Annotated in this window: 22 protein-coding genes; 12 read left to right on the top strand and 10 right to left on the bottom strand. The window is 69.2% G+C overall.

The window, feature by feature from the left end:
• Positions 1–795 precede the first annotated feature (795 nt).
• Positions 796–1,140: an MmcQ/YjbR family DNA-binding protein gene (locus CVV72_RS06665; protein ID WP_125683301.1), complete on the bottom strand. Its 345-nt coding sequence runs from the start codon at positions 1,138–1,140 to the stop codon at positions 796–798.
• A gap of 124 nt (positions 1,141–1,264) precedes the next feature.
• Between CVV72_RS06665 and CVV72_RS06660 the strand changes: the two genes are divergently transcribed.
• Both CVV72_RS06660 and CVV72_RS06655 read left to right on the top strand, forming a co-directional pair.
• Positions 1,265–1,894, top strand: coding sequence for a class I SAM-dependent methyltransferase (locus CVV72_RS06660; RefSeq protein WP_219151532.1), 630 nt, complete (start codon positions 1,265–1,267; stop codon positions 1,892–1,894).
• Positions 1,895–1,896: 2 nt separating this feature from the next.
• Positions 1,897–2,691 carry a glycosyltransferase gene (locus tag CVV72_RS06655; RefSeq protein ID WP_219151531.1) on the top strand — a complete coding sequence of 265 codons (795 nt, stop codon included), beginning with the start codon at positions 1,897–1,899 and terminating at the stop codon, positions 2,689–2,691.
• On the opposite strand, the gene CVV72_RS06650 is transcribed toward CVV72_RS06655, so the two are convergent.
• The gene (locus CVV72_RS06650; protein ID WP_219151530.1) at positions 2,609–3,205 is read right to left on the bottom strand and encodes a TetR/AcrR family transcriptional regulator; all 597 of its coding nucleotides are present in this window, start codon (positions 3,203–3,205) and stop codon (positions 2,609–2,611) included. The genes CVV72_RS06655 and CVV72_RS06650 overlap by 83 nt on opposite strands.
• A 99-nt stretch (positions 3,206–3,304) precedes the next feature.
• Between CVV72_RS06650 and CVV72_RS06645 the strand changes: the two genes are divergently transcribed.
• On the top strand, positions 3,305–4,681 hold the full coding sequence (locus CVV72_RS06645) for a cytochrome P450 (protein ID WP_219151529.1): 1,377 nt from the start codon (positions 3,305–3,307) through the stop codon (positions 4,679–4,681).
• 29 nt (positions 4,682–4,710) lie between these two features.
• Here the strand turns inward: CVV72_RS06645 and CVV72_RS06640 are convergent, their stop codons facing one another.
• Complete coding sequence (locus tag CVV72_RS06640) at positions 4,711–5,385, bottom strand: helix-turn-helix domain-containing protein (RefSeq protein WP_219151528.1); 675 nt, start codon at positions 5,383–5,385, stop codon at positions 4,711–4,713.
• A gap of 48 nt (positions 5,386–5,433) precedes the next feature.
• Here CVV72_RS06640 and CVV72_RS06635 point away from each other — a divergent pair, with 48 nt between their 5' ends.
• Together CVV72_RS06635 and CVV72_RS06630 are read left to right on the top strand one after the other, a co-directional pair.
• Positions 5,434–5,853 carry a DUF1761 domain-containing protein gene (locus CVV72_RS06635; protein ID WP_219151527.1) on the top strand — a complete coding sequence of 140 codons (420 nt, stop codon included), beginning with the start codon at positions 5,434–5,436 and terminating at the stop codon, positions 5,851–5,853.
• A gap of 100 nt (positions 5,854–5,953) precedes the next feature.
• Complete coding sequence (locus CVV72_RS06630; RefSeq protein WP_219151526.1) at positions 5,954–6,406, top strand: carboxymuconolactone decarboxylase family protein; 453 nt, start codon at positions 5,954–5,956, stop codon at positions 6,404–6,406.
• Between the two features lie 5 nt (positions 6,407–6,411).
• Here the strand turns inward: CVV72_RS06630 and CVV72_RS06625 are convergent, their stop codons facing one another.
• Entirely contained in the window at positions 6,412–7,137 is a 726-nt protein-coding gene (locus CVV72_RS06625; protein ID WP_219153851.1) for a metalloregulator ArsR/SmtB family transcription factor, read from the bottom strand.
• 133 nt (positions 7,138–7,270) lie between these two features.
• On the opposite strand from CVV72_RS06625, the gene folE reads away from it, so the two are divergent.
• On the top strand, positions 7,271–7,867 hold the full coding sequence (folE, locus tag CVV72_RS06620) for a GTP cyclohydrolase I FolE (protein ID WP_219151525.1): 597 nt from the start codon (positions 7,271–7,273) through the stop codon (positions 7,865–7,867).
• Here folE and CVV72_RS06615 read toward each other — a convergent pair.
• Positions 7,857–9,107, bottom strand: coding sequence for an MFS transporter (locus CVV72_RS06615; protein WP_219151524.1), 1,251 nt, complete (start codon positions 9,105–9,107; stop codon positions 7,857–7,859). The genes folE and CVV72_RS06615 overlap by 11 nt on opposite strands.
• Before the next feature lie 106 nt (positions 9,108–9,213).
• On the opposite strand from CVV72_RS06615, the gene CVV72_RS06610 reads away from it, so the two are divergent.
• Positions 9,214–11,751: a P-loop NTPase fold protein gene (locus CVV72_RS06610; protein ID WP_219151523.1), complete on the top strand. Its 2,538-nt coding sequence runs from the start codon at positions 9,214–9,216 to the stop codon at positions 11,749–11,751.
• Here CVV72_RS06610 and CVV72_RS06605 read toward each other — a convergent pair.
• On the bottom strand, positions 11,700–12,440 hold the full coding sequence (locus tag CVV72_RS06605; protein ID WP_219151522.1) for a flavin reductase family protein: 741 nt from the start codon (positions 12,438–12,440) through the stop codon (positions 11,700–11,702). The two genes, CVV72_RS06610 and CVV72_RS06605, sit on opposite strands and share 52 nt — an antisense overlap.
• 245 nt (positions 12,441–12,685) lie before the next feature.
• Between CVV72_RS06605 and CVV72_RS06600 the strand changes: the two genes are divergently transcribed.
• Complete coding sequence (locus CVV72_RS06600; RefSeq protein WP_219151521.1) at positions 12,686–14,755, top strand: AMP-binding protein; 2,070 nt, start codon at positions 12,686–12,688, stop codon at positions 14,753–14,755.
• Here the strand turns inward: CVV72_RS06600 and CVV72_RS06595 are convergent.
• A complete protein-coding gene (locus tag CVV72_RS06595; protein WP_219151520.1) occupies positions 14,712–16,361 on the bottom strand; it encodes an AMP-binding protein in 1,650 nt (549 codons plus the stop codon). The two genes, CVV72_RS06600 and CVV72_RS06595, sit on opposite strands and share 44 nt — an antisense overlap.
• A 108-nt stretch (positions 16,362–16,469) precedes the next feature.
• Here CVV72_RS06595 and CVV72_RS06590 point away from each other — a divergent pair, with 108 nt between their 5' ends.
• A complete protein-coding gene (locus CVV72_RS06590; protein WP_219151519.1) occupies positions 16,470–17,285 on the top strand; it encodes a helix-turn-helix transcriptional regulator in 816 nt (271 codons plus the stop codon).
• A 1-nt stretch (position 17,286) separates the two neighbouring features.
• Here the strand turns inward: CVV72_RS06590 and CVV72_RS06585 are convergent, their stop codons facing one another.
• Positions 17,287–17,892 carry a hypothetical protein gene (locus tag CVV72_RS06585; RefSeq protein ID WP_219151518.1) on the bottom strand — a complete coding sequence of 202 codons (606 nt, stop codon included), beginning with the start codon at positions 17,890–17,892 and terminating at the stop codon, positions 17,287–17,289.
• A gap of 149 nt (positions 17,893–18,041) precedes the next feature.
• Here CVV72_RS06585 and CVV72_RS06580 point away from each other — a divergent pair, with 149 nt between their 5' ends.
• Together CVV72_RS06580 and CVV72_RS06575 are read left to right on the top strand one after the other, a co-directional pair.
• On the top strand, positions 18,042–19,019 hold the full coding sequence (locus CVV72_RS06580; protein WP_219151517.1) for a GlxA family transcriptional regulator: 978 nt from the start codon (positions 18,042–18,044) through the stop codon (positions 19,017–19,019).
• A 64-nt stretch (positions 19,020–19,083) separates the two neighbouring features.
• On the top strand, positions 19,084–20,073 hold the full coding sequence (locus CVV72_RS06575) for an alpha/beta fold hydrolase (RefSeq protein ID WP_219151516.1): 990 nt from the start codon (positions 19,084–19,086) through the stop codon (positions 20,071–20,073).
• 168 nt (positions 20,074–20,241) lie between these two features.
• Here the strand turns inward: CVV72_RS06575 and CVV72_RS06570 are convergent, their stop codons facing one another.
• Positions 20,242–21,201: a DUF6528 family protein gene (locus CVV72_RS06570; RefSeq protein ID WP_219151515.1), complete on the bottom strand. Its 960-nt coding sequence runs from the start codon at positions 21,199–21,201 to the stop codon at positions 20,242–20,244.
• 78 nt (positions 21,202–21,279) lie between these two features.
• Positions 21,280–22,242 carry a hypothetical protein gene (locus CVV72_RS06565; protein WP_219151514.1) on the bottom strand — a complete coding sequence of 321 codons (963 nt, stop codon included), beginning with the start codon at positions 22,240–22,242 and terminating at the stop codon, positions 21,280–21,282.
• A gap of 157 nt (positions 22,243–22,399) precedes the next feature.
• Here CVV72_RS06565 and CVV72_RS06560 point away from each other — a divergent pair, with 157 nt between their 5' ends.
• A complete protein-coding gene (locus CVV72_RS06560; protein ID WP_034308013.1) occupies positions 22,400–22,696 on the top strand; it encodes a dsRBD fold-containing protein in 297 nt (98 codons plus the stop codon).
• The last annotated feature ends 5 nt before the right edge of the window (positions 22,697–22,701 follow it).

The raw sequence follows: 22,701 nt of genomic DNA, 5'->3' as shown, positions 1-22,701 counted from the left end.
TTACGCGAGTTCGCCCTCAACCACGCGAGCAGGTAGCGAAGGCCTCCTTCGCCCTGAAGGTAGTGAAGGAGGCCTTCACGGACCACCGACCTGCATACCGATCACACCCGAGAAGATTCGGAACCGAAGCAAGAGCCGGCGACGGACTGGAAAGAAAAGGTCCCGCTTCCGCTCAGCGAAGGCTGGGGGTTCCTGCGAGCAGGAAGCGGGAGTTTATGGCCGGTACGGGGCCGCCTCTCGGCGAAAGGCTCAACACGGCTCCGGCCGAACCGGTATTCCGTGAAGGCGAAGGGTGAGGCCCGGGGGCACCATCCGTACCGACACTCTCTACAACGCACAACCGTTCGAAATGTTCCCCGGCACCGATCCCGAATCGGTGTGACCCGCGTCTACGCTCAAAGGTACGAAAAGACCCGCCCCCGCTCTGCGAAGGCCTGGGGGTTACCTGCGAGCGGAAGCGGGAGCCGACAATTCATATAACGCGGCGACACTCGAAATTGTTCCCGGCGAGCGAGTGACGCCCGTCAACCCGACTGCCGGTCGGACGAAAAAGACCCGCTCCCGCTCAGCGAAGGCCTGGGGGTAACCTGCGAGCGGAAGCGGGAGCAAAGGCCGATACGGTGGGCCGCCTCTCGGCGAAAGGCACGACATGGCTCCGGCCGAACCGGTATTCCATGAAGGCGAAGGGTGAGGCCCGGGGGCACCATCCGTACCGACACTCTCTACAACGCCACGACCCGGAAAATGTTCCCCGCGAAAAAAGTGACGCGCGTCAACACACGAATGCCGGAACGCTCAGCAGGGCGGCGGAACCTGATCGACCAGTTCTTCGGGAGCGGACAGCCGCCAGGCCTCGTAGACCAATTCGTTCAGCTCGTCGGATTCGATACCGTCGAGGTACACCACCACCCAGCCGAATCCCCCGGCCGTGAACTGCACCTCGAAGACGTCGGGCCGCTCGGCCACGAGGGCTTCCTGTTCCGAGAGCGTCTGCTTCAATCCGACGGTCTGGGTCCGCGGCCAGTAGTAGCCGAACCGCTTCCCGCGCACGCTGAACGACTCCCACTCCTTCGCGTCGGACCGCTCGACGTCGGCGAGCGACTTCAGCATCCGGTGGAACTCGTCACTCGACACGCTCATCTTGAACCCCAAACCCCAGTGACTCCGTCGGCTCCAGTCTAAGGGCCCGGGTGGGCCCGTCCTTTGAGGACGTCGATCGGTAGCCTCGCCGGAGGGAGATCCACTCGATCCGGGGAGCTGTGCGATGGACCGACCGGTCACGGCGGCAGAGTTGTTCGACGCCATCGGTTCCGCCTACGAAGACGTCTTCGGACGGGCGCCGGCGGTCGACAGGGCGGTGCGGCATCTGCTGGACACCTTGCCGCCGTCGTCGAGAGTGCTCGACATCGGCAGCGGGACCGGCAGGCCGGTGGCCGAGGACCTCTCCTCCGCCGGTCATCTGGTGACCGGCCTCGATGTGTCGCCGGTGATGATCGGGCTCGCCCGTGAGCAGGTTCCAGCCGCCACCTTCGTCCACGTCGACGTACGTGAATGGACCTCGCCGTCCGAGTCGTGGGAGGCCGTCTGCGCCTTCTTCCCGTTCCTCCAGATGCCGCGCAAGGACACCGAAGCCGTGCTCGCGGACATCGCGCGCTGGCTCGTGCCGGGTGGGCTTTTCGCGCTGGTCACCGTTCCGCGTGACGCCGAGGACGTGCCGGCGGAGTTCTTCGGCCGCACCTTCCTCGAGACCAGTTTCGCCCCGGACGACCTCGTGCGGCGAGTCGAGGCGGCCGGGCTGGAGGTCACCGGAACCCATTCGGGGCTCTTCACCGCGGACGAGCCGGGGACACCGCCGGAGGAGCACCTGCTGATCCTCGCCCGCCGCCCGGAGTGAGCATGCCGGTCGTCAGCGTGATCACCCCGGTCCACCCGCCGAGCCTGCCGTACTTGACCGAGGCGTACGAATCCCTCGCCGCGCAGGAACTCCCGCCGGGCTGGGCCTGGGAATGGCTGGTGCAGGAGGACGGCGAGACCGGTCTGCTCGACGGCGTCCTCCCCGCGGACGAGCGGGTACTGCCCGGCTCGGGGCGCCGGGGCGGCCCCGGAGTCGCGCGGATGATGGCGTTGTCCCGCGCCTCCGGCGAGCTGATCAAGGCACTCGACGCGGACGACCTCCTGGCGTCCGGCGCGCTCGCACGCGACATCGCGGCGCTGGAGGATCCCGCGATCGGCTGGACGACCTGCCGGGTCCTCGACCTCCTTCCCGACGGGACCACGGCGGGCGTCGACAGCGATCCCGAGGAGGGCCGGATCGAACGCGGCGCGATCCTGCGCCACTGGCAGCGCAACGGTTACGTGTCGTCGGTGGTGGCCGGGACGTTGTGCATCCGCCGCGACCTGCTGCTGGAACTGGGCGGCTGGATGGCGCTGCCCGCGTCGGAGGACACCGGGCTGATCCTCGCCGCCAACGCCTGCTCCGACGGCTACTTCGTCTCCGCGTGCGGCATGTTCTACCGGAAGTGGGCCGGTCAGGTCACCCGGTCCGCGGCGCACAACGACGACGGCGAGCGACTCGCGCGGATGAAGCTGATCGAGGAGCGCGCCGAGGTCATGCTGGCACGTCGACCAGGTCGAGCAACGCCTTCGCGCACAGATCCCGGATCTCTTCCCGGGTCAGCTTCCGGTACTTGAGCCAGTCGAGGCAGACCGCGACGACGAAGGCCAGCCATCCGCGGACGAGCACCCGCAGGCTCTCCGGCGGCTCGCCGTCCGGGCACAGCACCTCCAGGATCCGGCGTCCCTGCTCGGCGAAGTTGTTGTCCAGGACTTCGCGCACGCCGTCGACGGCGATCGACGTGCCCGAGTGCAGTGCCCGATAGCCGTCCTCGTTGGCTTCGACGTAGCGCAGGTACGCGTCGAGCCCGGCCGTCAACTGCTCCGCGACGGGGAGCGTGGGATCGGACTTGGTCATCTCGAGCAGCCGTTCACCCTGCGCCTTGACGACCTCGGTGACGAAGTCCCGTTTCGTCGGGAAGTAGTGGTACAGCAGCCCCCGGGACACCTCGGCGATGTCAGCGACCTGCTCGATCCACACGTCGTCGTACGGCCGCTCCGCGAACAGGCGGGCGCCGATCCGCAGCAGCTGTTCCCGCCGCTCGGCGGTGCTCAGCCTGCTGCGGTGCTTCCCGGAAGTACTCGGCGCCATCCGCGCATCGTACTTACTTGACACGAGTTCAGTAACAGGCCACGCTCGCTATTGGATGCCGGTTCAACAGTGCTCACAGTGCTCATCAGGAGGGGCTCGATGGCCACCGCTCTCCCCCACCCCCCGCGACGGATTCCGCTGATCGGCGACGTACTCGGCGTGTCGCCGAAGACGCCGGTCCAGGACTCGATGCGGCACGCCGCCGAGCTGGGCCCGGTCTTCGAGCGCAAGGTGTTCGGCCGGAGCATCGTGTTCGTCAACGGCGCCGGCATGGTCGCCGACCTCTCCGACGAGAAGCGCTTCGCGAAGCACGTCACGCCCGCGATCTCGAACCTGCGCCCGCTCGGCGGCGACGGACTGTTCACCGCGCACAACGAAGAGCCGAACTGGCGGCGCGCACACGAGATCCTCGCGCCCGCGTTCAGCCGCAACGCCATGCAGCGCTATCACCCGACGATGCTGGCGATCACCCGTGAACTGCTGGACACGTGGGACAGGGGCGGCGAGGTCGACGTCGCGGACGACATGACCAAGCTGACGCTGGAGACCATCGGCCGGACGGGATTCGGTTACAGCTTCTCTTCGTTCGCACGCGCCGAGCCGCATCCGTTCGTCGCCGCGATGGTCCGCACGCTGCGGCACGCCCAGCGAAGGGCGATCCAGCCGCCGGTCATCGGCCCGCTCCTCAGCCGCAAGGCGAACCGGCGCAACGAAGCCGACCTGGCGTTCCTCCACTCAGTCGTCGCCGACGTCATCGAGGCGCGCCGGGACGACCCGAGCACCGAAGACCTGCTCGGCCTCATGCTGAACACCACGCAGCCGAGTACCGGCGAGGCGCTGGACGAGGACAACATCCGGCATCAGATCATCACCTTCCTCGTCGCCGGGCACGAAACCACGTCGGGCGCGCTTTCGTTCGCGCTCTACTACCTCGCCAGGAGTCCGGACGTCCTGGCCCGCGCCCAGTCCGAAGTGGACAGAGTCTGGGGTGACGACCCGGACCCGTCCTACGAGGAAGTCGCGAAACTCCGCTACGTCCGGCGAGTGCTCGACGAAGCGCTCCGGCTCTGGCCGACGGCGCCCGCGTTCGCGCGCCAGGCCCAGGTGGACACGGTCGTCGGCGGCGAGTACCCGATGCGGAAAGGGCAGTGGGCGCTCGTCCTCATTCCGGCACTGCACCGTGACCCCGTGTGGGGAGACGATCCCGAGTCGTTCGACCCGGACCGCTTCTCCCCCGAACGCAACCGTGCCCGCCCGGCGCACGTCTACAAACCCTTCGGCACCGGCGAGCGGGCCTGTATCGGGCGGCAGTTCGCCCTGCACGAGGCGACCCTGGTGCTCGGCATGGTGCTGAGCCGGTACGAGCTGCGCGGCGACCCGTCCTATCTGCTGAAGGTGCAGGAGCTGCTGACCCTCAAGCCGGAGGGCTTCAAACTGCAGGTCTCGCTCCGCGACCGAGCGACGGTGACCGCCTGAGCCGGTGAACTCGGCTCTTCCACGTCCGGTCAGTCGCCGTCGGTCACCGGGCTCGCCTTCCCACGAACGCTGACGAACGCGGTTCGGAGGACAGTGGAGTCGCCCCGGAACTCGCCCGCGGCGACGGCCTGCTCGATGCCGATCGCTCCAGCCGCCAAAGCCACGATCACGTCGGGATCGGCGGTGAAGACCGACGCCGGTACCCGATCGGGCACGAAGGTGCTCGGACCGTCGTCGTCGATCCGAAGGACCATGAGGAAGCCGTCCGTCTCGATGCCGAGCTCGACGGGCGGAGAACTGGTCACGCCGCGGAGAAGCGCAGGCAGGGCCAGGGTCAGCCAGCGCGGCTGAAAGGCATCGTCGCCCTGGCCGGTCGACAGTAGTGGCGCGCCCCACCGGCCGAGCGCCTCCATCGCCTCTCGGAGCCCCGCCCCCCGCGACGTGAGGGCGTAGGCGACGGCGGCGTCCTGGAGGCGACGCTCGACGATCCCATTCGCCTCCATGGTCTTCAGCCGCTCGGACAGGAGGTTCGTCGCGATACCCCTGAGTGAGGTCTTCAGCTCCGTGAACCGCATCGGGCCGGCGAGGAGTTCGCGCACGATGAGGAGGGTCCATCGGTCACCCACGACGTCCAGGGAGCGCGCGAGCGCGCAGAACTGCCCGTAGGTTCGAGGGCTCTTCGAGTGCCGGTTGACTTTATCCATCACGGTTGATTATATCCACTGCACTGCACAGGGGAAAGGAGCGGTTCCGTGGAGCTGAGCATCGCCTGGCCGCCCGTCACGGTCGCCATCGTGGCCGGGATGGCGATCGCGTGGATCTGGTACAGCGACTGGGGTCTCGTCGGCGGCACCTGGCGGAAGCTGACCGGCGTGACCAAGGAGGACTCCGCGAGAAGCGGCAAGCGGCCGTTCGTCGTCCTGGTGGCGTCGATCGTCGTCACCGCTCTGGCACTCGCGGCCGCCAGCTCCATCGCATCCAGCTTCTTCGCCACGAACTCCTTCTGGGTCGCTCCGGCGGTCGGATTCGTGGCGTGGCTGGGTTTTTCGCTGTCCACCCTGGCACAGCACAACGGTTTCGAGCAGAAGCCCGCTCGGCTGACCGTGATCAACAGCGCTTATCAGCTCGTGCTGTTCGTGGGCATGGCGGTCCCGATCGGGTTGCTTCAGTAGCAGCGTGCAGCGAAGCGCCAGGGCCCCTGGTGAGTCACATCTCCGCTCCGGGATCCGTCAGTGCGGTGGAAGCAAGACGGAAACCCTGAAGGAGAACAGTATGGAAACCCGCATCCCGAACCCCGCCCTCGCGAACCCGGCCACCCTGAAGGCCTTGATCGCACTGGCGGAGTCGACCGGCGACACCGGTGTCCCGAAGACCACGCACTACCTCATGCACGTCCGCGCCAGCCAGATCAACGGGTGCAGCGGCTGTCTGGAGATGCACACCAAGGAACTGCGCAAGGCGGGCGAGTCCGACGAGCGGATCTTCACCGTGGCGGCGTGGCGCGACACGGCCTACTTCACCGACGCCGAACGCGCGGCGCTCGCGCTCGCCGAGGCCATCACCCGCATCGCGGACCGGGCCGACCCGGTCGACGACGAGGTCTGGAACGAAGCGGCTCGCCACTACGACGAAAAGCAGCTCTCGAGCCTGGTCCTGTCCATCGCCGCCATCAACACCTGGAACCGGCTCAACGTCGCCACTCGGCAGATCGCCGGCGCCGCCTGAGCGACCTACTCGGCCTGCCGTAACTCGACACAGCACTCGGCCGCGCCGGGAACGAGGGCCGCCTCCACGTTCCCGGCGCGCACGCCGTTCAGGAAACCGGCGAGGAAAGCCTGGTTGATCCCGCAGACGAGCTCCGGGGCTTCCGCGGCCAGCGGATGGAACGGGCAGTTCCGCAGCCGGACGCAGGTCCTGCTGTCCCGGCTCGGCTCGAAACCGTAGCGGCGAAGCATTCCCTCGGCCACGGTGAGCGCGCGTTCCGTGCCGAGCCTGCCGGGACGTGTTCGCGCTCGTTCTTCTTCGCCCGCCGCGAAACCGCGCTCCCCCGCGACCCGCAGCACGGCCTCTCTCGCGGTCTCACCGCTCCCCTCGGCCAGCACGGCCTCGGCGAGAATGCCCGCCAGGATTTCGTGGCGCCGGACGGGAAGCTGCACCTGGATGGCCTCGTCGACAGGTTCGTAGACCTTCGGCCTGCGCCCCACCTTCACCACCGGACCGGCCGCGAAACCGAATCTGAGCAGTCCGGCCGCCACGAGCTTGTCGAGATGGAAGGCGGCGAGCTTGCGGGAAATCCCGACCGCCGCGGCGGCCTCGTCCCGCGTGACAGGACGCCTCGCACGCCGGGCGTAGGCGTACATGCCGCGACGAAGGTCGTCGTCGAGCGCCGCCACCGCGGCGATGGCGGGTGCGTCGAGGCCGTCCTCGTCGGGCAAGTCGGACACTGTCACGTTCACCACGATATCGCCTATCTCAACCGGCGGAACATTCTGGACTGCCGATCTACCATGTAAGATGAGCCACCGGTGCAAAAACACCCAAAAGTCTTGGTTTAATACACAGGGGATCGCGCTCAGCCTAGGAGGCCCAATGTCCACTCCCGCCTTGCGCGTCGTGCACGAATCCGGGCCGGGGCCGGACCTGGTGGCGGCCGAGGCCGCGGCCGCCGATCTCCTCACCGCACTGGGCATTTCGCTGGACTCCGAGAGCCTCCGCGGCACGCCGGGCCGGATGGCACGCGCGTACGCCGAGCTCTTCACCCCTCGGCCGTTCGATCTCACGACCTTCCCCAACGACGAGGGCTACGACGAACTCGTCCTCGCCAGGGGGATCCCGGTCCGGTCGGTCTGCGAACACCACCTGCTGCCGTTCGTCGGGGTCGCGCACGTCGGATATCTGCCGGGCGAGCGGATTCTCGGCCTGTCCAAGCTGGCCAGGATCGTCGAGCACTTCGCCTGCCGTCCGCAGGTTCAGGAACGGCTCACGAAGCAGGTCGCCGACTGGCTCGAAGAGCAGCTCGAACCGCGTGGTGTCGGCGTGGTGATCGAAGCCGAGCACTCGTGCATGACGTTGCGCGGGGTCCAGGCCGTCGGGTCGAGCACCGTCACTTCGACCCTGCTCGGCACACTGCGTGAAGACGCTCGTTCGCGCCAGGAGTTCTTCGCGCTCACGGGGATCAACGGCTGACAGCGGGCTCTTGCGCGTAGGCCGCGGAGACGACCTCGCGGTCGAACACCCGCCAGGTGAGCGCGGAAACGATTACCGCGACCACGAAACCGGCCCAGTACGGCGTCGTCAGCCCGAACTTCGACGCCACCGCCCCGCCGAGTACCGCACCGACGCAGTTGCCGCCCGCGATGATGAACAGGCTGGTGCTGCCGACCCGGCCCAGCATGTCGGGCGGGGTGAGCCGCTGACGCAGGGAACTGCCGACGATTCCCCACAGGGCCCCGTGCACCCCGAAGAGGAACAGGATCACCCCGACCACCGCCGCGCTCGTGCTCGTCGCGAGCACCAGGTGGGTCGCGGCCTCGATAACCAGCCCGATCCGCAGCGTCCAGGTCGGCGTGCACCAGGCGATCAGCCGGTCGCCCATGACCGAGCCGAGCAGCCCGCCCACCGCCATGCAGGTGAAGAGCAGGCCGTAGCCGACCGAACCCAGCTGGAGCCGTTCCTTCGCGAGCAGCACCAGTACCGAGGTGGCCGCGACGAGTGTCAGGTTCAGCATCCCGATCAACCCGATCATGGTCCGCAGCAGACGCTGACCGGCGAGCCAGCGGAACCCCTCGGCCACCTCCGGCCGCATCGACCGGCGCACGACCGGCCCGCCGGTGCCGTCACCGGGCCGTGACCGGTAGGCGCCCGCGATCAACCCGAGCAGCAGGGCGCTGACCGCGTACGTGCCGGCGTTGACGTAGAACGGGATGCTCGCCGCGACGCCGAACAGGAATCCGCTCAGCGGCCCCGAGAGCATGCCGTGGGTCAGCGTCGTCCCGGCGTACAGCCGCCCGTTCGCCCGCTCCAGCAACGCTTTCGGGACGATCGAAGGCAGCATCGCCCCGCCCGCCGTCCGGAACACGACTTCGCTCGCGTTGATCACGAAGAGGACGGCGTACAGCAAGGTGATGCTGACGCTACCCATCGAGATCGCGACGGCCAGCAGCGCGACGGCGGGTACGCGGATCCAGTCGAGGGTGATCATCAGCTTGCGCCGGTCAACCCGGTCGACGAGCACTCCGCCCGGCAGCGAGAAGAGCAGCCAAGGCAGCCACGCCACGGCGAACCCGCCCGAAACCACGAGCGGTTCGTCGGTGCGGGAAGCGATCAGCAACGGCGCCGCCACCGTCGCGAGACCGCTGCCCAGCGCGGACGTCGTACTCGCCGCCCAGAGTTTCGCGTACCTGCCGTCGAGCCGCTCCCCCGTCATGGGATCAACGTAGCGACCGGTGACCGAACGGATGCGGAGTTTCACCCACAGCTGAGCGCCTGCCCCCTAGACTGCCCTTCCGTTCGGCCTTGGGAGGGGAGCACGGATGGTGCTGGTGCGCGACGTCGATCCGTCGATTCTGCTGATGAACAAGGCGCCGGGCGAGAAGCCGGGGCCTTATCTGCCCAGGGACATCGACCCCCCGCTCAGGTCCGCGCTCGAGACCACGCCGTTCACCCTCCTCGTCCACGAGGTCTACTCGGGTGCGAGGCGATCGGCCTGGGAAGCCTTGACGATGACGTATGCCGGAACGGAACTGGTCATCGAGCCGGAACTCGACGAGCTCGTGACCGACCGGCACGACGGCCGGGCAGTGCTCTGGCTCGACCGGAAGCTCCCCCAAACCCTCGGCCGCGACCCCGCCGCGGTGGCCAAGTGGCTGGACAAGGATCCTCGGCGCCGGCTTCTCGGGCTGGTCGGCGAAAGCCAATACGACCACCCCGAACTGCGTGCGGCGATCGATCGCCTCGGGCCCGCCGTTTTCCACATCGGCCCGAACCTCTCCGCCGCCGAACGTGAAGAAGCCAGGGCGATGTTCCCCGCGTCAGGGCCGATCCGCACGATCGACGAGATCGCCGTCGCGCGCGAGCCCGCCGGTTCCGAGGACAAGGATCGGGACCCCTTCCCCACCCACCTCGCGGACTACCGGCCCGACACCGACGACGGCGTCGACCGCCTCGGCATCGGTCCCGACGTGCGCATGCTCGCCGACCTGGTGGTCTCGCGGATGATCACCCCTCCCCTGTCGATCGGCCTGTTCGGCAGCTGGGGTTCGGGCAAGAGCTTCTTCATGCGCCAGATGCAACTGCGCGTCCGCGAACTCGCCGATTCCGCGCGGGCGGCCGAAACCGAGGCGGGCGCGCACGGGAAGTCTGTGTCCTCCTACTGTTCGAGTGTCCGCCAGATCAGCTTCAACGCCTGGCACTACAGCGAAGCGAACCTCCTCGCCAGCCTCGCCACGCATATCTTCGACAACCTCGCCGCGAGCGGCGCCGAGAACGACCTTCAGCGCCAAGCCGACCTGCTCGCCGAACGCCGCAAGACCGAGAAAACGCTGCTCGGCAGGCTCAGCGCGGTCCGCCTCGAACGCAGAACCCTGACGGCTCGCCAGAAGCAGGCGAACCGGAGGCGGCGAAAGCCGCGTGAATACGTCCGCGCGGTGTTCGACAGCCTCACCGAGGCGGACAAGGCCTGGATCGCGTCCAGGATCGGTGTCGACCAGCCGACCGCCGAAGACCTCGAACGGCTGGCGCAGGAGACCGGCGGGCTGCGTTCGGACGTCGCCGAATTCTGGCGACGACTGCGGCAGGATCCGGTTCCGCTGCTGGTCCTGATCGGCGGACTGGTGACGGTCCTTGTCGTCACCCTGCTCGTCGGCCGGTCGCAGGTGTCCGGAGTGCTCGGCGGGCTCACGGTGGTGAGTTCCGCGCTCACCGTCGTGCTGCGGATGCGCGCCAGTGCGGACCGGATCCACCAGGCGCTCGACAAGCTCGGCGGACCGTCCGAAGAGGACGAAGAGACCGAGCGGCGCCTCGCCGAACTGGACGCCGAATCCGACCGGCTCGAAAAGGCGGTCACCGAACTCGCGCCCGGGCTGGACCTCGTGTCGTTCGCCGAGTCCCGGGTGTCGGACTACGTCGAGCATCTGGGCGTGGTCTCCTTGCTGCGCAAGGATCTCGAAACGTTCGCGACCATGCTCGCCGAGGTACCGCACGGTTCGGGGAAGATCGAACGGACCGTGCTGTACATCGACGACCTCGACCGCTGCCCGCCGAAGGTCGTCGTCCAGGTCCTCGAAGCCATCCACCTCCTGCTGGCGCTGCCGGTGTTCGTCGTCGTGGTGGGCGTCGACTCCCGCTGGCTCAAGAAGGCCGTCGAGCAGCACTACGAGGAGATGCTCGGCGACGATCCCGAATCCTTCGCCGAGAGTTACCTCGAGAAGATCTTCCAGGTGCCGTTCACGTTGTCCCCCATGGACGATCCAGGGTTCGCGGGGCTCGTGCGCGGGCTCGCCGACACCGAGGCCCCCGATGCCATTCCGGTGACGACCCCCGCCGGAACGGATCGGGCCACCGGCGACCGTCCTCCCCTGGCCGCGGCCGCTTCGTCTCCTCGGACGGAAGCACCGAAACCGTCGTCCGAACAGTCCACAATAGACGTCCGACCTCCTCGACTGGTGATTTCCCAGGCTGAACTGGACTTCCTGCCGACCCTGGCCCCGCTCATCCGGTCCCCGCGGGCCGCCAAGAGACTGCTGAATCTGTACCGCCTCCTGCGGGCGCGGTTCGCCGGTGAGGAGCTGGCCGGATTCCTCGCCGACGGTGACCGCGAGGCCCCGTTCCGCGCGGTGCTGGTCCTGCTGGCGATCCACGTCGGCCATCCGGAGGCCGTCGCGTGGTTCGCGAACCTCGACGGAACGGGCCCCGGCGACAGCGCCCTCGAAATCGTGTCGTCGCTGAACGACCACGAACTGCGGCCGAAGCTCGAACGCGGCCTGTCCGGCGAAGGGTGGCCACTGCTGGCCGCGTCCTATCAGCGCTGGCTGCCGTTGGTGAACCGGTTCTCGTTCGCCCGCGACGACTGATCCCGCGACCGTTCGATGTCGGGCCCCCGGTAGAGCCGCTCCGGGATCCGCGCCAGTGTCGACGGATGGACCTGCGGGCCGAGGCCGTAGAGCTTCTGGAAGCTCATGATCAGCGGCCGCCACCGGTCGGGGTCGATCCGGTCTTCGGTACCCGGCATCCGCACGTCGTCGTGGACGTGGACACGCTGCACGCGGACCTCGAACACGAGGACGCCGCCGCGTTGTTTCGGGTCGTCCTCCGCGAGCGGGTGGACGGCCTCGACGACGGCCTCCATCGTCACCGGGCACTCCGCGACGCGCGGCGGCCGGACCGTCTCCGAGGGCACCGGAGTGAGCCCGGCGCGGGCGAACTTGTCCGGTTCGTGCCGGTAGCCGCGTTCGTACTTGCGGGCCGGGACGGGATCCGACCCGGTGGTCAGCGCCAGCCTGTCGACGGCGGCCGCCAGCGCGTCAGAAGGGAGATTCAGAACACATTCACGGTTACGCATGAGATTCTGCGCCGTCTTCGCTTTCGCGCCCAGCCCGAGCATGCCCCGCCAGCCGAGCCAGAACGCCGAGGACATCGGGGCCAGGTTCGGGGCGCCCGCCTGGTCGACCGTCGAAAGGAGCACCACCGGGGTGCCGAAGTAGAGGATTCCCGGCTCGATACGGGTATGCGCGGCCTCGGCCGCCGTCGTGGAAACTGTCACGTTCGCCAGCTTCGCCGCCTCGCGCGTCGGAGACTGGCGTAAATCGGACGTCGCGATCAACACCGTCGGCGGACGGCTTCGCGCCACCGGAGCACTTACCCTTTCCGAGGTGACTCTCCTGGGCACGCGATCGTTCGGAGTACTGCGTACGGCCGATTGCTGGTAGGTTCGCCGAACTTGAACGACGAAGGAGGCGCCGGCAGCGGCCCGGTCGACACCCGAACGCGCGTGGTGAGGCGAATCGCATGCGAGACGATGTGGTCCAGGCGAGCTCGATTCTCGGGCACTCCCCCGGCCAGGTTTGGGAAGTGATCGGCGATCCCGAGTCCTACTCGAGGTTCGTCGCCGAGATCAGCTGGTGCGAGATCCAGCGGCCCGCCGAACGCGGGCGCGGTCCGAAATGCCTCGTCCGGTTGGAGCCGCGGCCGGGAACACTCGTCGTCGGTGACATCGAGGCCCGAGTCTGGCGGCCCGGTGAGCACGTCGTGTGGTGCGGCGTCGAGAACGACGGGATCTGGGTCTCGGTCGAGCTGCGGCAGGCTTCGGGCGGCGGCACGGAACTCGCCGCCCAGCTGATGCTTCCGGCACCGCACGCCACTCTGGTGTCCGCCGCGTCCTTCAAACGCGCCGTCCGCGCGACGGCCCGCCGGATCGAGCTGCACCTTTCGGGCCGGGCGGCCTCACCCCAGGAGGAACCGGCGCACACCAAGGCCACCACCCTGCACACGGCGAGCACGCTGATCAAGGCCGGGGTGCTCGCGGCCGCGCGCCCGGACAAGATCGCCCGGCAGCTCACCTCGTTGTCGCAATGGGGCGCCACCGTCGCCGGCGGTTATTCGGCCAACGCCGCCCGCGTACCCGATGACGTCGCGGTGCACGACGAACGCAACGTCCGGACGTTCAAGGAGACGTCCGATCGCAGCAACCAGCTCGCGAACGCGCTCGCCGCCCGCGGAGTCCGCGCCCGCGACCGGATCGCCTTGCTGTGCCGCAACCACGCCGCGATGGTCGAGTCACTGATCGCGTGCAGCAAACTCGGGGTGGACGCGATCCTGCTCAACACCGGGCTTTCCGCCGGCGCGGTCGCGGACGTGATCGGGCTGCACAAACCGGTCGCGGTGCTCGCCGACGACGAGTTCTCGCGGATCATCGCCGGCATCCCCGGCGATTTCCTGCGGCTGTCCACCTGGCCGGAGACCGAGAACGGCTACCCGACCATCGATCAGCTGATCGCCGGGGTGCCCGCGACGAAACTCAAACCGGCGGACCGGATCGGGAGGCTCGTCGTCCTCACGTCGGGCACCACGGGAACCCCCAAAGGCGCGCGCCGTCCCACCCCGAAAGGATTGTCGACGTCGGCCGCCATGCTCGACCGCATCCCGCTTCACTCCGGAGACCGGTTCGTGGTGGCCGCGCCGCTGTTCCACAGCTGGGGGCTCGCCGGCATGCAGATCGGGATGGCCGTGCGCGCGTCCTTGTCGCTGATCCGCCGGTTCGACGCCGAAGAGATACTGCGGACCATCGCCGAACACCGCTGCGGTGTGCTGTTCGCCGTGCCCATCATGTTGCAGCGCATCCTCGATCTGCCGGAACGGATCCGCGCCCGCTACGACCTGTCGTCGCTGCGGATCGTCGCCAGCAGCGGATCCGCGCTGCCGGGCACGATCGTCACCGAGTTCATGGACACCTTCGGCGACGTGCTCTACAACTTCTACGGCTCCACCGAGGTTTCGTGGGCCAGCATCGCCACGCCCGAGGACCTGCGCGCCGCGCCGACCACCGCCGGCCGCTGCCCGCCCGGCACCAGCGTCGCCATCCTCGACGACGACCACAACCGTGTGCCGCCGGGCTGGGAGGGGCAGATCTTCGTCGGCAACGACATGCTTTTCGAGGGCTACACCGACGGCGCCAGCGTGCCCCGCGCGGAGAACATGATGGCGACCGGCGACGTCGGCTACCAGGACGCCGCCGGACGGCTCTTCGTCACCGGACGGGCGGACGAGATGATCGTGTCCGGTGGGGAGAACGTGTCCCCTCGCCCGGTCGAGGAAGCCATCGTCGCCCTGCCCGGCGTCCACGAAGCCGCGGTGATCGGCGTGCCGGATCGCGAGTTCGGGCAACGGTTCGCCGCGTACATCGTGCCGAAACGCGGGGCCCGCATGAGCGCGGACGACGTCCGCGCCTACATCCACCACCGGCTGGCCCGCTTCGCGGTCCCGCGGGACGTGTACTTCGTCGAGGAGCTGCCCCGGAACGCGACCGGCAAGGTGCTCAAGCGGTTGCTGCGGGACGAGACCTGGCCGATCGATCAGTAGCATGCCGTTCCCGCAGGAGGAACCGCTGGATCTTCCCGCTGGGAGTCTTGGGCAGTTCCGGCACGAAGTGCACCTCGCGCGGGTAGGCGTGCGCGGCGAACCGGGTCTTCACCAGCTGCTGCAACTCCGCCACCAGCTCGGTGTCGGCGGTGACGCCGTCCCGCGCCACCACATACGCCACGACCACCTCGCCGCGCAACGCGTCCGGAACACCGACGACGGCGCATTCGGCCACGGCGGAATGCCGCTGCAGAACGCTTTCCACGTCGAACGGGCCGATACGGTAGCCCGCCATCAGGATGACGTCGTCGTCCCTCGAAGCGAAGGTCAAGTAACCGTCGTCGTCCTTGGCGGCCACGTCGCCGGTGTAGTACCAGCGGCCGTCGGGGCTGAAGCGCGCGGCGGTGCGCTCGGGCGCGTCGCGGTAGCCCCGGAACCACACCAGCGGGCTCGCCGGAAGATCCACGGCGACGCGTCCGCGTTCTCCCGGCTCGGCCACCACGTCGGCGTCCTCGCGCAGGACCTCGACCGCGAAGCCCGGCAGGACCCGTCCCATCGAGCCGGGCTTGACCTCCGAGCGGAGGTCCGGATGCCACGCGTTGCCCACCACCATGCCGAGTTCCGTCTGTCCATAGTGGTCGTAAACGCCGACGCCGAGCTTCGACGACGCCCACTCCAGGACATCCGGGGTCAACGGTTCCCCCGCCGAAGAGCAGTGCCGCAGGCGGAGGCCGTCCGGCACCGGGGCCGCCGAGTTCCGGAGCGCGCGATACACCGTCGGAGCGGCGGCGAAGTTGGTGACGCCGAACTGCTCCAGTACCGCCCACGTCAGTTCGGCGGAGAAACCCGCGTGCAGCAACAGACTCCGCCTGCCGGTCGCCATCGGTGTCATGATCGCGTAGTACAGACCGTAGGCCCAGCCCGGATCGGCGGCGTTCCAGAAGACGTCGTCGGCACGGACGTCGAGCGCGAAGTCTTGGTACGCCTGGAAACCCGCGAGCGCGCGGAGAGGAATCGGGACGGCCTTGGGCGTTCCCGTGGTCCCGGAGGTGAACAGCTCCACCAGGACGCCGGACCCGCCGGTCACCGCGGCTCCCGGCAACGGCGCGGCGTCGGCCAGCATCTCCCGGAACGACAGATCGCCCGCCTCGCCGTCCCCGACGACCACGATCCGCCGCGCCGGGGCGTCCGGAAGATCGGCGGACGGCGTCAGCTTCGAACGCTGACCGGCGTCGGCGATGACGACCTTCGTGTCGTTGCCGGTGACGCGCAGCGCGATGGCGGGCGGCGCGAACGCCGTGAACAGCGGGACGTGCACCGCGCCCAGCCGCCAGATCGCCAGCAGCGCCACGACCAGCTCCGCCGACTTGCCCATCAGCGTCGCGACCCGGTCCCCCGGCCCGACGCCGAGGCCGAGCAGCGCCCCCGCGAAGCGTTCCGACTGCTCGCGCAGCTCGCCGTAGGTGAGATCGTGGCTGGTCAGGTCCGCTTCGACCACGGTGAACGCGACCGCCTCCGCCGGATGCCGGTCGCACAACAGCGTCGCCGCACAGGCCCCCTCGTCGTCGTAGACCTCGAGCAACCGCCGGACGTGAGCTTCGGTCATCGTTTCTCCCGGGACGTTGGCGAAGGCGTACAGTTCCGGGAATCGTGCGGGCGGGCCCGATCCGTCCACCACCCCCGATCGAGGGGGATCACCGAGGAGGGTGAGCCGATGCCGGTCGACGACGCCCAGCTCCTCGGCGCGGTCTCGGACCTGCGCCGGGACACCGGCCTGCCGGTCGGCTTCGCCGGGGTCGCCGGCGCCTCACCGCGGATGCGGCTGACCGCGTTCCTCGGCAACCGCGGCACGGCGCTGAACGGCCTGTCCGTCCGCGCGGGCCGCGGCCTCGGCGGCAAGGCGCTCGCGCTGACCCGGCCGGTGGTCGCCAACGACTATCACAGCGCCACCACGATCAGTCACGACTACGACGAGCCGGTCCGCGACGAGGGCATCCACTCGGTGGTCGCGATCCCCGTCGTCGTGCGCCGCCGTGTCCGCGCCGTCCTCTACGGCGGCCTCCGCGACGAGGCCACCCTCGCCGACCGGACGATCACCGCCGCCCTGCACGCCGCGCGCGATCTCGAACAGACGTTGGCCGTCGAGGACGAGATCGAGAAGCGGCTGGCGGAGAGCCGGCCCCTGGCGGAGCATCGCGAGGAGGCCGCACCGCGAGAACGGCTGCGAGAGGTCTACGGCGAGCTCCGGGCGCTCTCCGGCCAGATCACCGACAGCGTTCTCCGTGACCGCCTCGACGCGGTGTGCGACAGCCTCACCGGCACCGCTTCCCCGGTGGTGCGCCTGGCGCCCAGGGAACTGGACACCGTCGCGCTCGTCGCGCTCGGCCTGACGAACGCCGAGATCGCGCACCGGCTCGGGCTGACCGCGGAGACGGTCAAGAGTTACCTGCGGGACGCGATGCGCAGGCTCGACGCGACCTCCCGGTTGCAGGCGGTCACGCACGCGCGGCGGATCGGCCTGCTTCCCTGATTCAGCCCGCGGGCACGGGCGAGATCGACGAGATGCAGTACTTGTCGCCTGCCTCTCGCCGCACCTCCATCGTCCCGGTGAAGCTCTCGCTGGCGTCCAGAGTGCCGGTCATCGTCACCACGATCAGATCCGGACCCGCCGCGCGCGGTTCTTGTGCGGTGAGCGACGCGTTGCGGGCGCCGTATTCCTTCACCGCCTTGCGGACCTTGTCCTTGGCGTCCGCGCAGGCCGACTCGGCGGCCTTCTCGGGCTCGTCACCGAACACCGCGAGGATGAACTTGCCCGCCAGCACCGAGCCCCAATTGAGGTGCAGCGGAGCCTCCGACGCGCTCGCGGAGTTCGAGGACTTGCTGTCGCTCAGCAGGAATCCGGGCGCGACGAACGCGAGGATCACGAAGACGACCACCACGAGCGCGCCACCGCCGGCGATCAGCCCGACCAGCAGGCCGTTGCCCTTCTTCGGCGGCTGAGGCCCCGGGTACTGCGGCCCGCCGTAACCCGGCGGAGGGTAGCCCTGCTGCGAGTACTGCTGCTGGGGATACTGCTGCTGCGGGTATTGCTGCTGGGGCTGGCCCTGCTGCCACTGCGGTCCCTGTGGATACGACATCGACGCTTCCTTCCCCCGAGCAACCTGTGCGCGAGGAATCTACCGTCCCCTTCGGACAGTCGAAAACCGACTCCGCCGCAGGTCGGGCTCGTGAGTGGTTAGGACGGTTAGAACCGTCCTAACCACTCACGAGTCTCTAGACTCGGCCCATGAGACGGCTGGCCGTAGTGGTCTTCAACGGGGCATCGCTCGGTGCGATGTCCTTCGCGTTCGGCGTGTTCGAGATGGCTTCGGCCTTCGGGGAGCTGCCCGACCTCGATCTCAGGGTCGTCGGCGGCGAACCGGGGACCGCGCTGCGGGGCGGCGGGCTGACCGTGCCGGTCCCCGAAGACCTCGGCGCGGTCCGGGACGCGGATCTGGTGCTGGTCCCGAATTGGCGGTCGCCCATGGAGGATCCGCCGGAAACCGCGCTGGAGGCACTCCGCGCGGCCCACGACCGGGGAGCCCGGGTGGCCGGACTGTGCAGCGGCGCCTTCGTCCTGGCCGCGGCCGGGCTGCTCGACGGACGCCCCGCGACCACGCACTGGGCGATGGCGCCGCTGCTCGCGGCCCGGTTCCCGGCCGTACGTCTCGACGAATCGGTGCTCTACATCGACGACGGCGACATCCTGACCGCGGGTGGCGGTGCGGCGGGCATGGACCTCGGCCTGCATCTGATCCGCTCGTGGTGCGGCGCGGAGGTGGCGAACCGGCTGGCGAAGGGCATGGTCGTCCCGCCGCACCGGCCCGGCGGGCAGGCTCAGTACATCGAGTCGCCGATGCCGGAACTCGACGACGGCGATCCGGTGTCGGAGACGATGGCCTGGGCGCTGACCCGGCTGGACACGGCGCTCCCGGTCGACGAACTCGCCAGGAGGGCGCATATGAGCAGGCGCAACTACGATCGCCGGTTCCGCGAGATCACCGGTGCCGCGCCCGGCACCTGGCTGACCCACCAGCGCGTCATCCGCGCGCAGCAGCTGCTCGAATCCACCGATCTCCCGGTCGACGAGATCGCCAGATACTGCGGGTTTTCCTCGTCCGCCGCGCTCCGCCCGCATTTCCGGCGGCAGGTCGGGGTCACGCCGGTGTCCTACCGGGAGACGTTCGGGACCAGGCTGGGCGTGCCCGAACCCATCCTGTCCTGAAACGAACCTCGTTTGGCGAAAACACCGCTCACGGCCGGCACCTCGGTCCGGCCACGATCAGGACATGACCGAAGACAGCCGTTCCTTCCTCAACCGCCGGTCCATGCTCACCCTCGGCGCGGGGGCCGCGGCCGCGCTGGTGGCCTCGGGTGGCATCGCCGAGGCCGGCCAGTCCGGAGCTCCCGACGACGCGGCACTCGCCCGGTCCCTCTCCGGCGGTTTCCGCAGCGAATACGCCCACGTCAACGGGACCCGGCTGCACTACGTCGCCGGTGGCCGGGGCGAGCCGCTGATCCTGCTGCCGGGCTGGCCGGAGACGTGGTGGCAGTACCGCAAGGTCATGCCGGAGCTGGCGAAGCGGTACCGCGTCATCGCCGTCGACCTGCGGGGCATGGGCGGCTCGGGCAAACCGCAAGGCGGATACGACAAGAAGACGATGGCCCGGGACATCTTCGAACTCCTGCGCACGCTGGGCCACCGTCAGGCGCATATCGCCGGGCACGACATCGGCGCCATGGTCGCGTTCGCCTTCGCCGCCAACCACCCCGAAGCCACCAAGACCGTCACGCTCATGGACGTCTCGCATCCCGACGAAAGCCTGTACCAGCTCCCCATGCTGGCTCCGCCCGGGCAACCGGTGAACGTCTGGTGGTTCGCCTTCAACCAGGTCGCGGCCCTGCCCGAACAGCTGCTGACCGGCCGGTCGCGCTTTCTCGTCGACTGGATGTTCGACCATCTCGCGGCCGATCCGGCCTCGATCGGGGCCAGGGACAGGGCGATCTACGCCGCCGCGTACGACCGCCCGGACGCGATCCGCGCGGGGAACGGCTGGTACCAGGCGTTCGGCACGGACATCGAGGATCAGAAGGCCTACGCGAAGATCACCGCCCCGATGCTGGGGCTGGGTTCGGAGTTCAACTACGACTATCTCGCCGCGGTCCTGCCCTCGAAGGCGGTCGACGTCCGGGTGCGGAAGATCTCCGGCTCCGGGCACTTCGTCGCGGAAGAGCAGCCGCGGGCGGTCATCGACGAACTACGGACCTTCCTCGGGTGAGGCGTATACCCCGAACGGGTCAACGCCGCCCGCCGAACGGACCGATTCACTCGGTCAGGTGAAAGACGCGGCCGCGCGTCATTCTCGCGCCGGGGTCCCCTCTTCTCTGGTGTGTCGGTACCGGCCGGGCAGCCCCCCGAACGGCCGGTACCGACACGGAAGTTCAGCTCAACCGATCCACCAGCGGGCCTTGTAGATCCACGCGCCGTGCAGCGCCAGCTCGGCGCGTGGAAAGGCCAGCCGGACGGTGTCCGTGCACCACGTGCACAGGTGACCTTCCTGCACCGAGGCGGTCAGGATCTGCCCGGTCCGCGGGTTCGTCGACACACTCTTCACATGCGGCCGGTCGATCTCCCGCGCGCCCGCGTAGCGCCGGCTGAACCCGCCACTCGTCTTCGAGAACTGGTACACCCCCGCTTCCGTGGTCACCCACAGCAGATCCGGGCGGCCGGGGACCGGCTGAAGGTCGTGCCCGCCCTTGCTCGGTACCGCCACGGACCGCTGCTCGGTGAGCACCGGCGCGGCGGGCGAGCCGCCGACGTCCAACGCGACGAGCGCGTCGGTGCCCAGCGCCCACAACACGTTCCGCCCGGCGTCCCACACCACGCCGTGCGCCCCCACCAGCCGGTACTCCGTGTACGTCGTCGAACGCTGCCCTTGCGAAGCGGTGTAGACCCGCACCCAGCCACCGGTGCTGGCCGCCACCGCGACGTTCCCGTCCGGCAGCAGTTCGATGCTGTGCGGGTTGGCGGGCCCGCCCACGTTCGCGGCCCAGTACGCCCGGTCGCCCGCCGGATAGGGCACGACGGCGGCGAAACCGCCCGACGCCGACGTCAGCAGGTACTTCTCGCCACCTCGCTCGGCGAGCTTCGCGTCGCTCGGGTTGCTCCACGAACCCACCAGGTCCGCCAGCCCGTTGCCGGCGTTCGGCGCCCACGCCCAGCTCAGCTTCCGGTTCTGCCAGGAGGCCCGGTCGGCGGGCAGGACCAGGATCCGCTTGGACGCCTGCTCGGTGATGACGATCGACCCGCGATCGCGTGCGCCCGCGTCCGCCACCGCCGGCGCGGACGCCGCGACCGAAAGGCCCACGACGGCCAGCGCCGCCAAGGATTTCCGCATGATCTTCATGGGGAGAACCGAACCCGTCCAGGGTGACGGACAGGTGGCGGCGGCCCGAAACGTGGATGTCGACGAGATGATCCCAGGTCAGAGGCTGGCCTCTGACCGCCGGAGCAGCACTTCGCCGACCTGGCGGCGGGCCGTCATCGGCACCGGGCGGCCGTACCCGAAACGCACCACCGTGTGCGGCCTGCCGAGATCGGCGAAGATCCGGTCCATCGCGGCCCGGGTCTCCGGGGTTTCGAACGGCCTGCCGACGAACGACGTCGCGAGGCCGGCGGCCGTCGCCGTCAGCAGGACCCGCTGCAGCACCATGCCCGCCCGAAGATCCGCGGCGGGCCCGCCGTCCGCGGTCAGCACCGCGCCGAGCACCGGCTCACCGCCCTCAGACTTGGACTCGGCGGTGACGAAGGACTCCTGCGCGGGAATACGGTGCGCAGGCGGTGGCCCGGTCGGCGCCTGCACTCCGTCCGGCGCGTTCGCCGTCCGCCTGGTCCACAACGCGACCTCCGCCTGGAACGCGCCGTTGCGCGCCTGCGCGGCCTCGGCCCGGTGCAGCACGCGCGCGACCGCGTTCGCCCGGTCACCACGCCCGAACAGCTCCAGCAGCCCGCCCTCCACGAGCGCGGCCGCCCGCAACGTCGTCCGCGCCCACACGGGCACCGGCCGGTCCAGGAACGGACGGCGGTTCGTGTGCCGCCGGAAGACGACTTCGGCCAGCCTCCGCTCCTCCGGCGAGGAGAACCGGTCGCCATCGATCTCGAGTTCGGCGAGCAGATCGGGTTCGTCCGGCTTCGGCAGCACCCGCAGCGCAAGTGTCTTGCCGTTGGACCGCAACGAAATCATCAGGTTGAACATCGCCGCGCCGCACGACAGCCGCGCCTCGCGGGCGTCCGGGTCGGCGATCCGGAGCACCCTGCCGCGGTCGAGCCACACCTCGATCCGGTCCCGGTCGACGACGAACCGCCACGGCTGGGTGTTGAGCGGGGACGGCGCGCGGACGGCGGCCGCCACCGCCTGATCGACGTGAGTCGGCAACGGGATTCTCATCGTGGTCTCTCTCCGAAGACGAGGGTTGGTCCACCTTCGGCCGGGGTACCCGGCGACCGCAACGGCCGCCGGTCACGAATTCCGAGGACTTTCGCCCCCGATTCCGGGAGCGAGGACCAAGGACCCTGTACCACGAACGGCGGTGATGGGAGTCTCGATGACCGGAACGGAGCCGACGATGACGGACAAGTGGACGATCGACGTTTCCCTGCAGCACGAGCCGTACCGGGTGCGCGCTGAAGCGTTGCTCCGGCTCGAAGACGGCGGCGAGTTCGTCGGTGTCGGAATCGCGGAGGCCGGGCTGAGAAACGGATCGGCCTCCCAGATCGGCTCCTATCTCGCGGTGACCCGTGCGCTTTCCGACCTCACCGCCGAACTGCTGGAGACCGTCGCCTCCGACGTCGCCCGCTCGGTCGAGGTGGACGGGATCCTCACCGCCCAGTCGACGAACTGACCGCG

It is taken from the genome of Amycolatopsis sp. TNS106 (genome assembly GCF_019330265.1).
Classification (GTDB): Bacteria; Actinomycetota; Actinomycetes; order Mycobacteriales; family Pseudonocardiaceae; genus Amycolatopsis; species Amycolatopsis lurida.
This window is presented reverse-complemented; position numbering and strand designations above follow the sequence as displayed.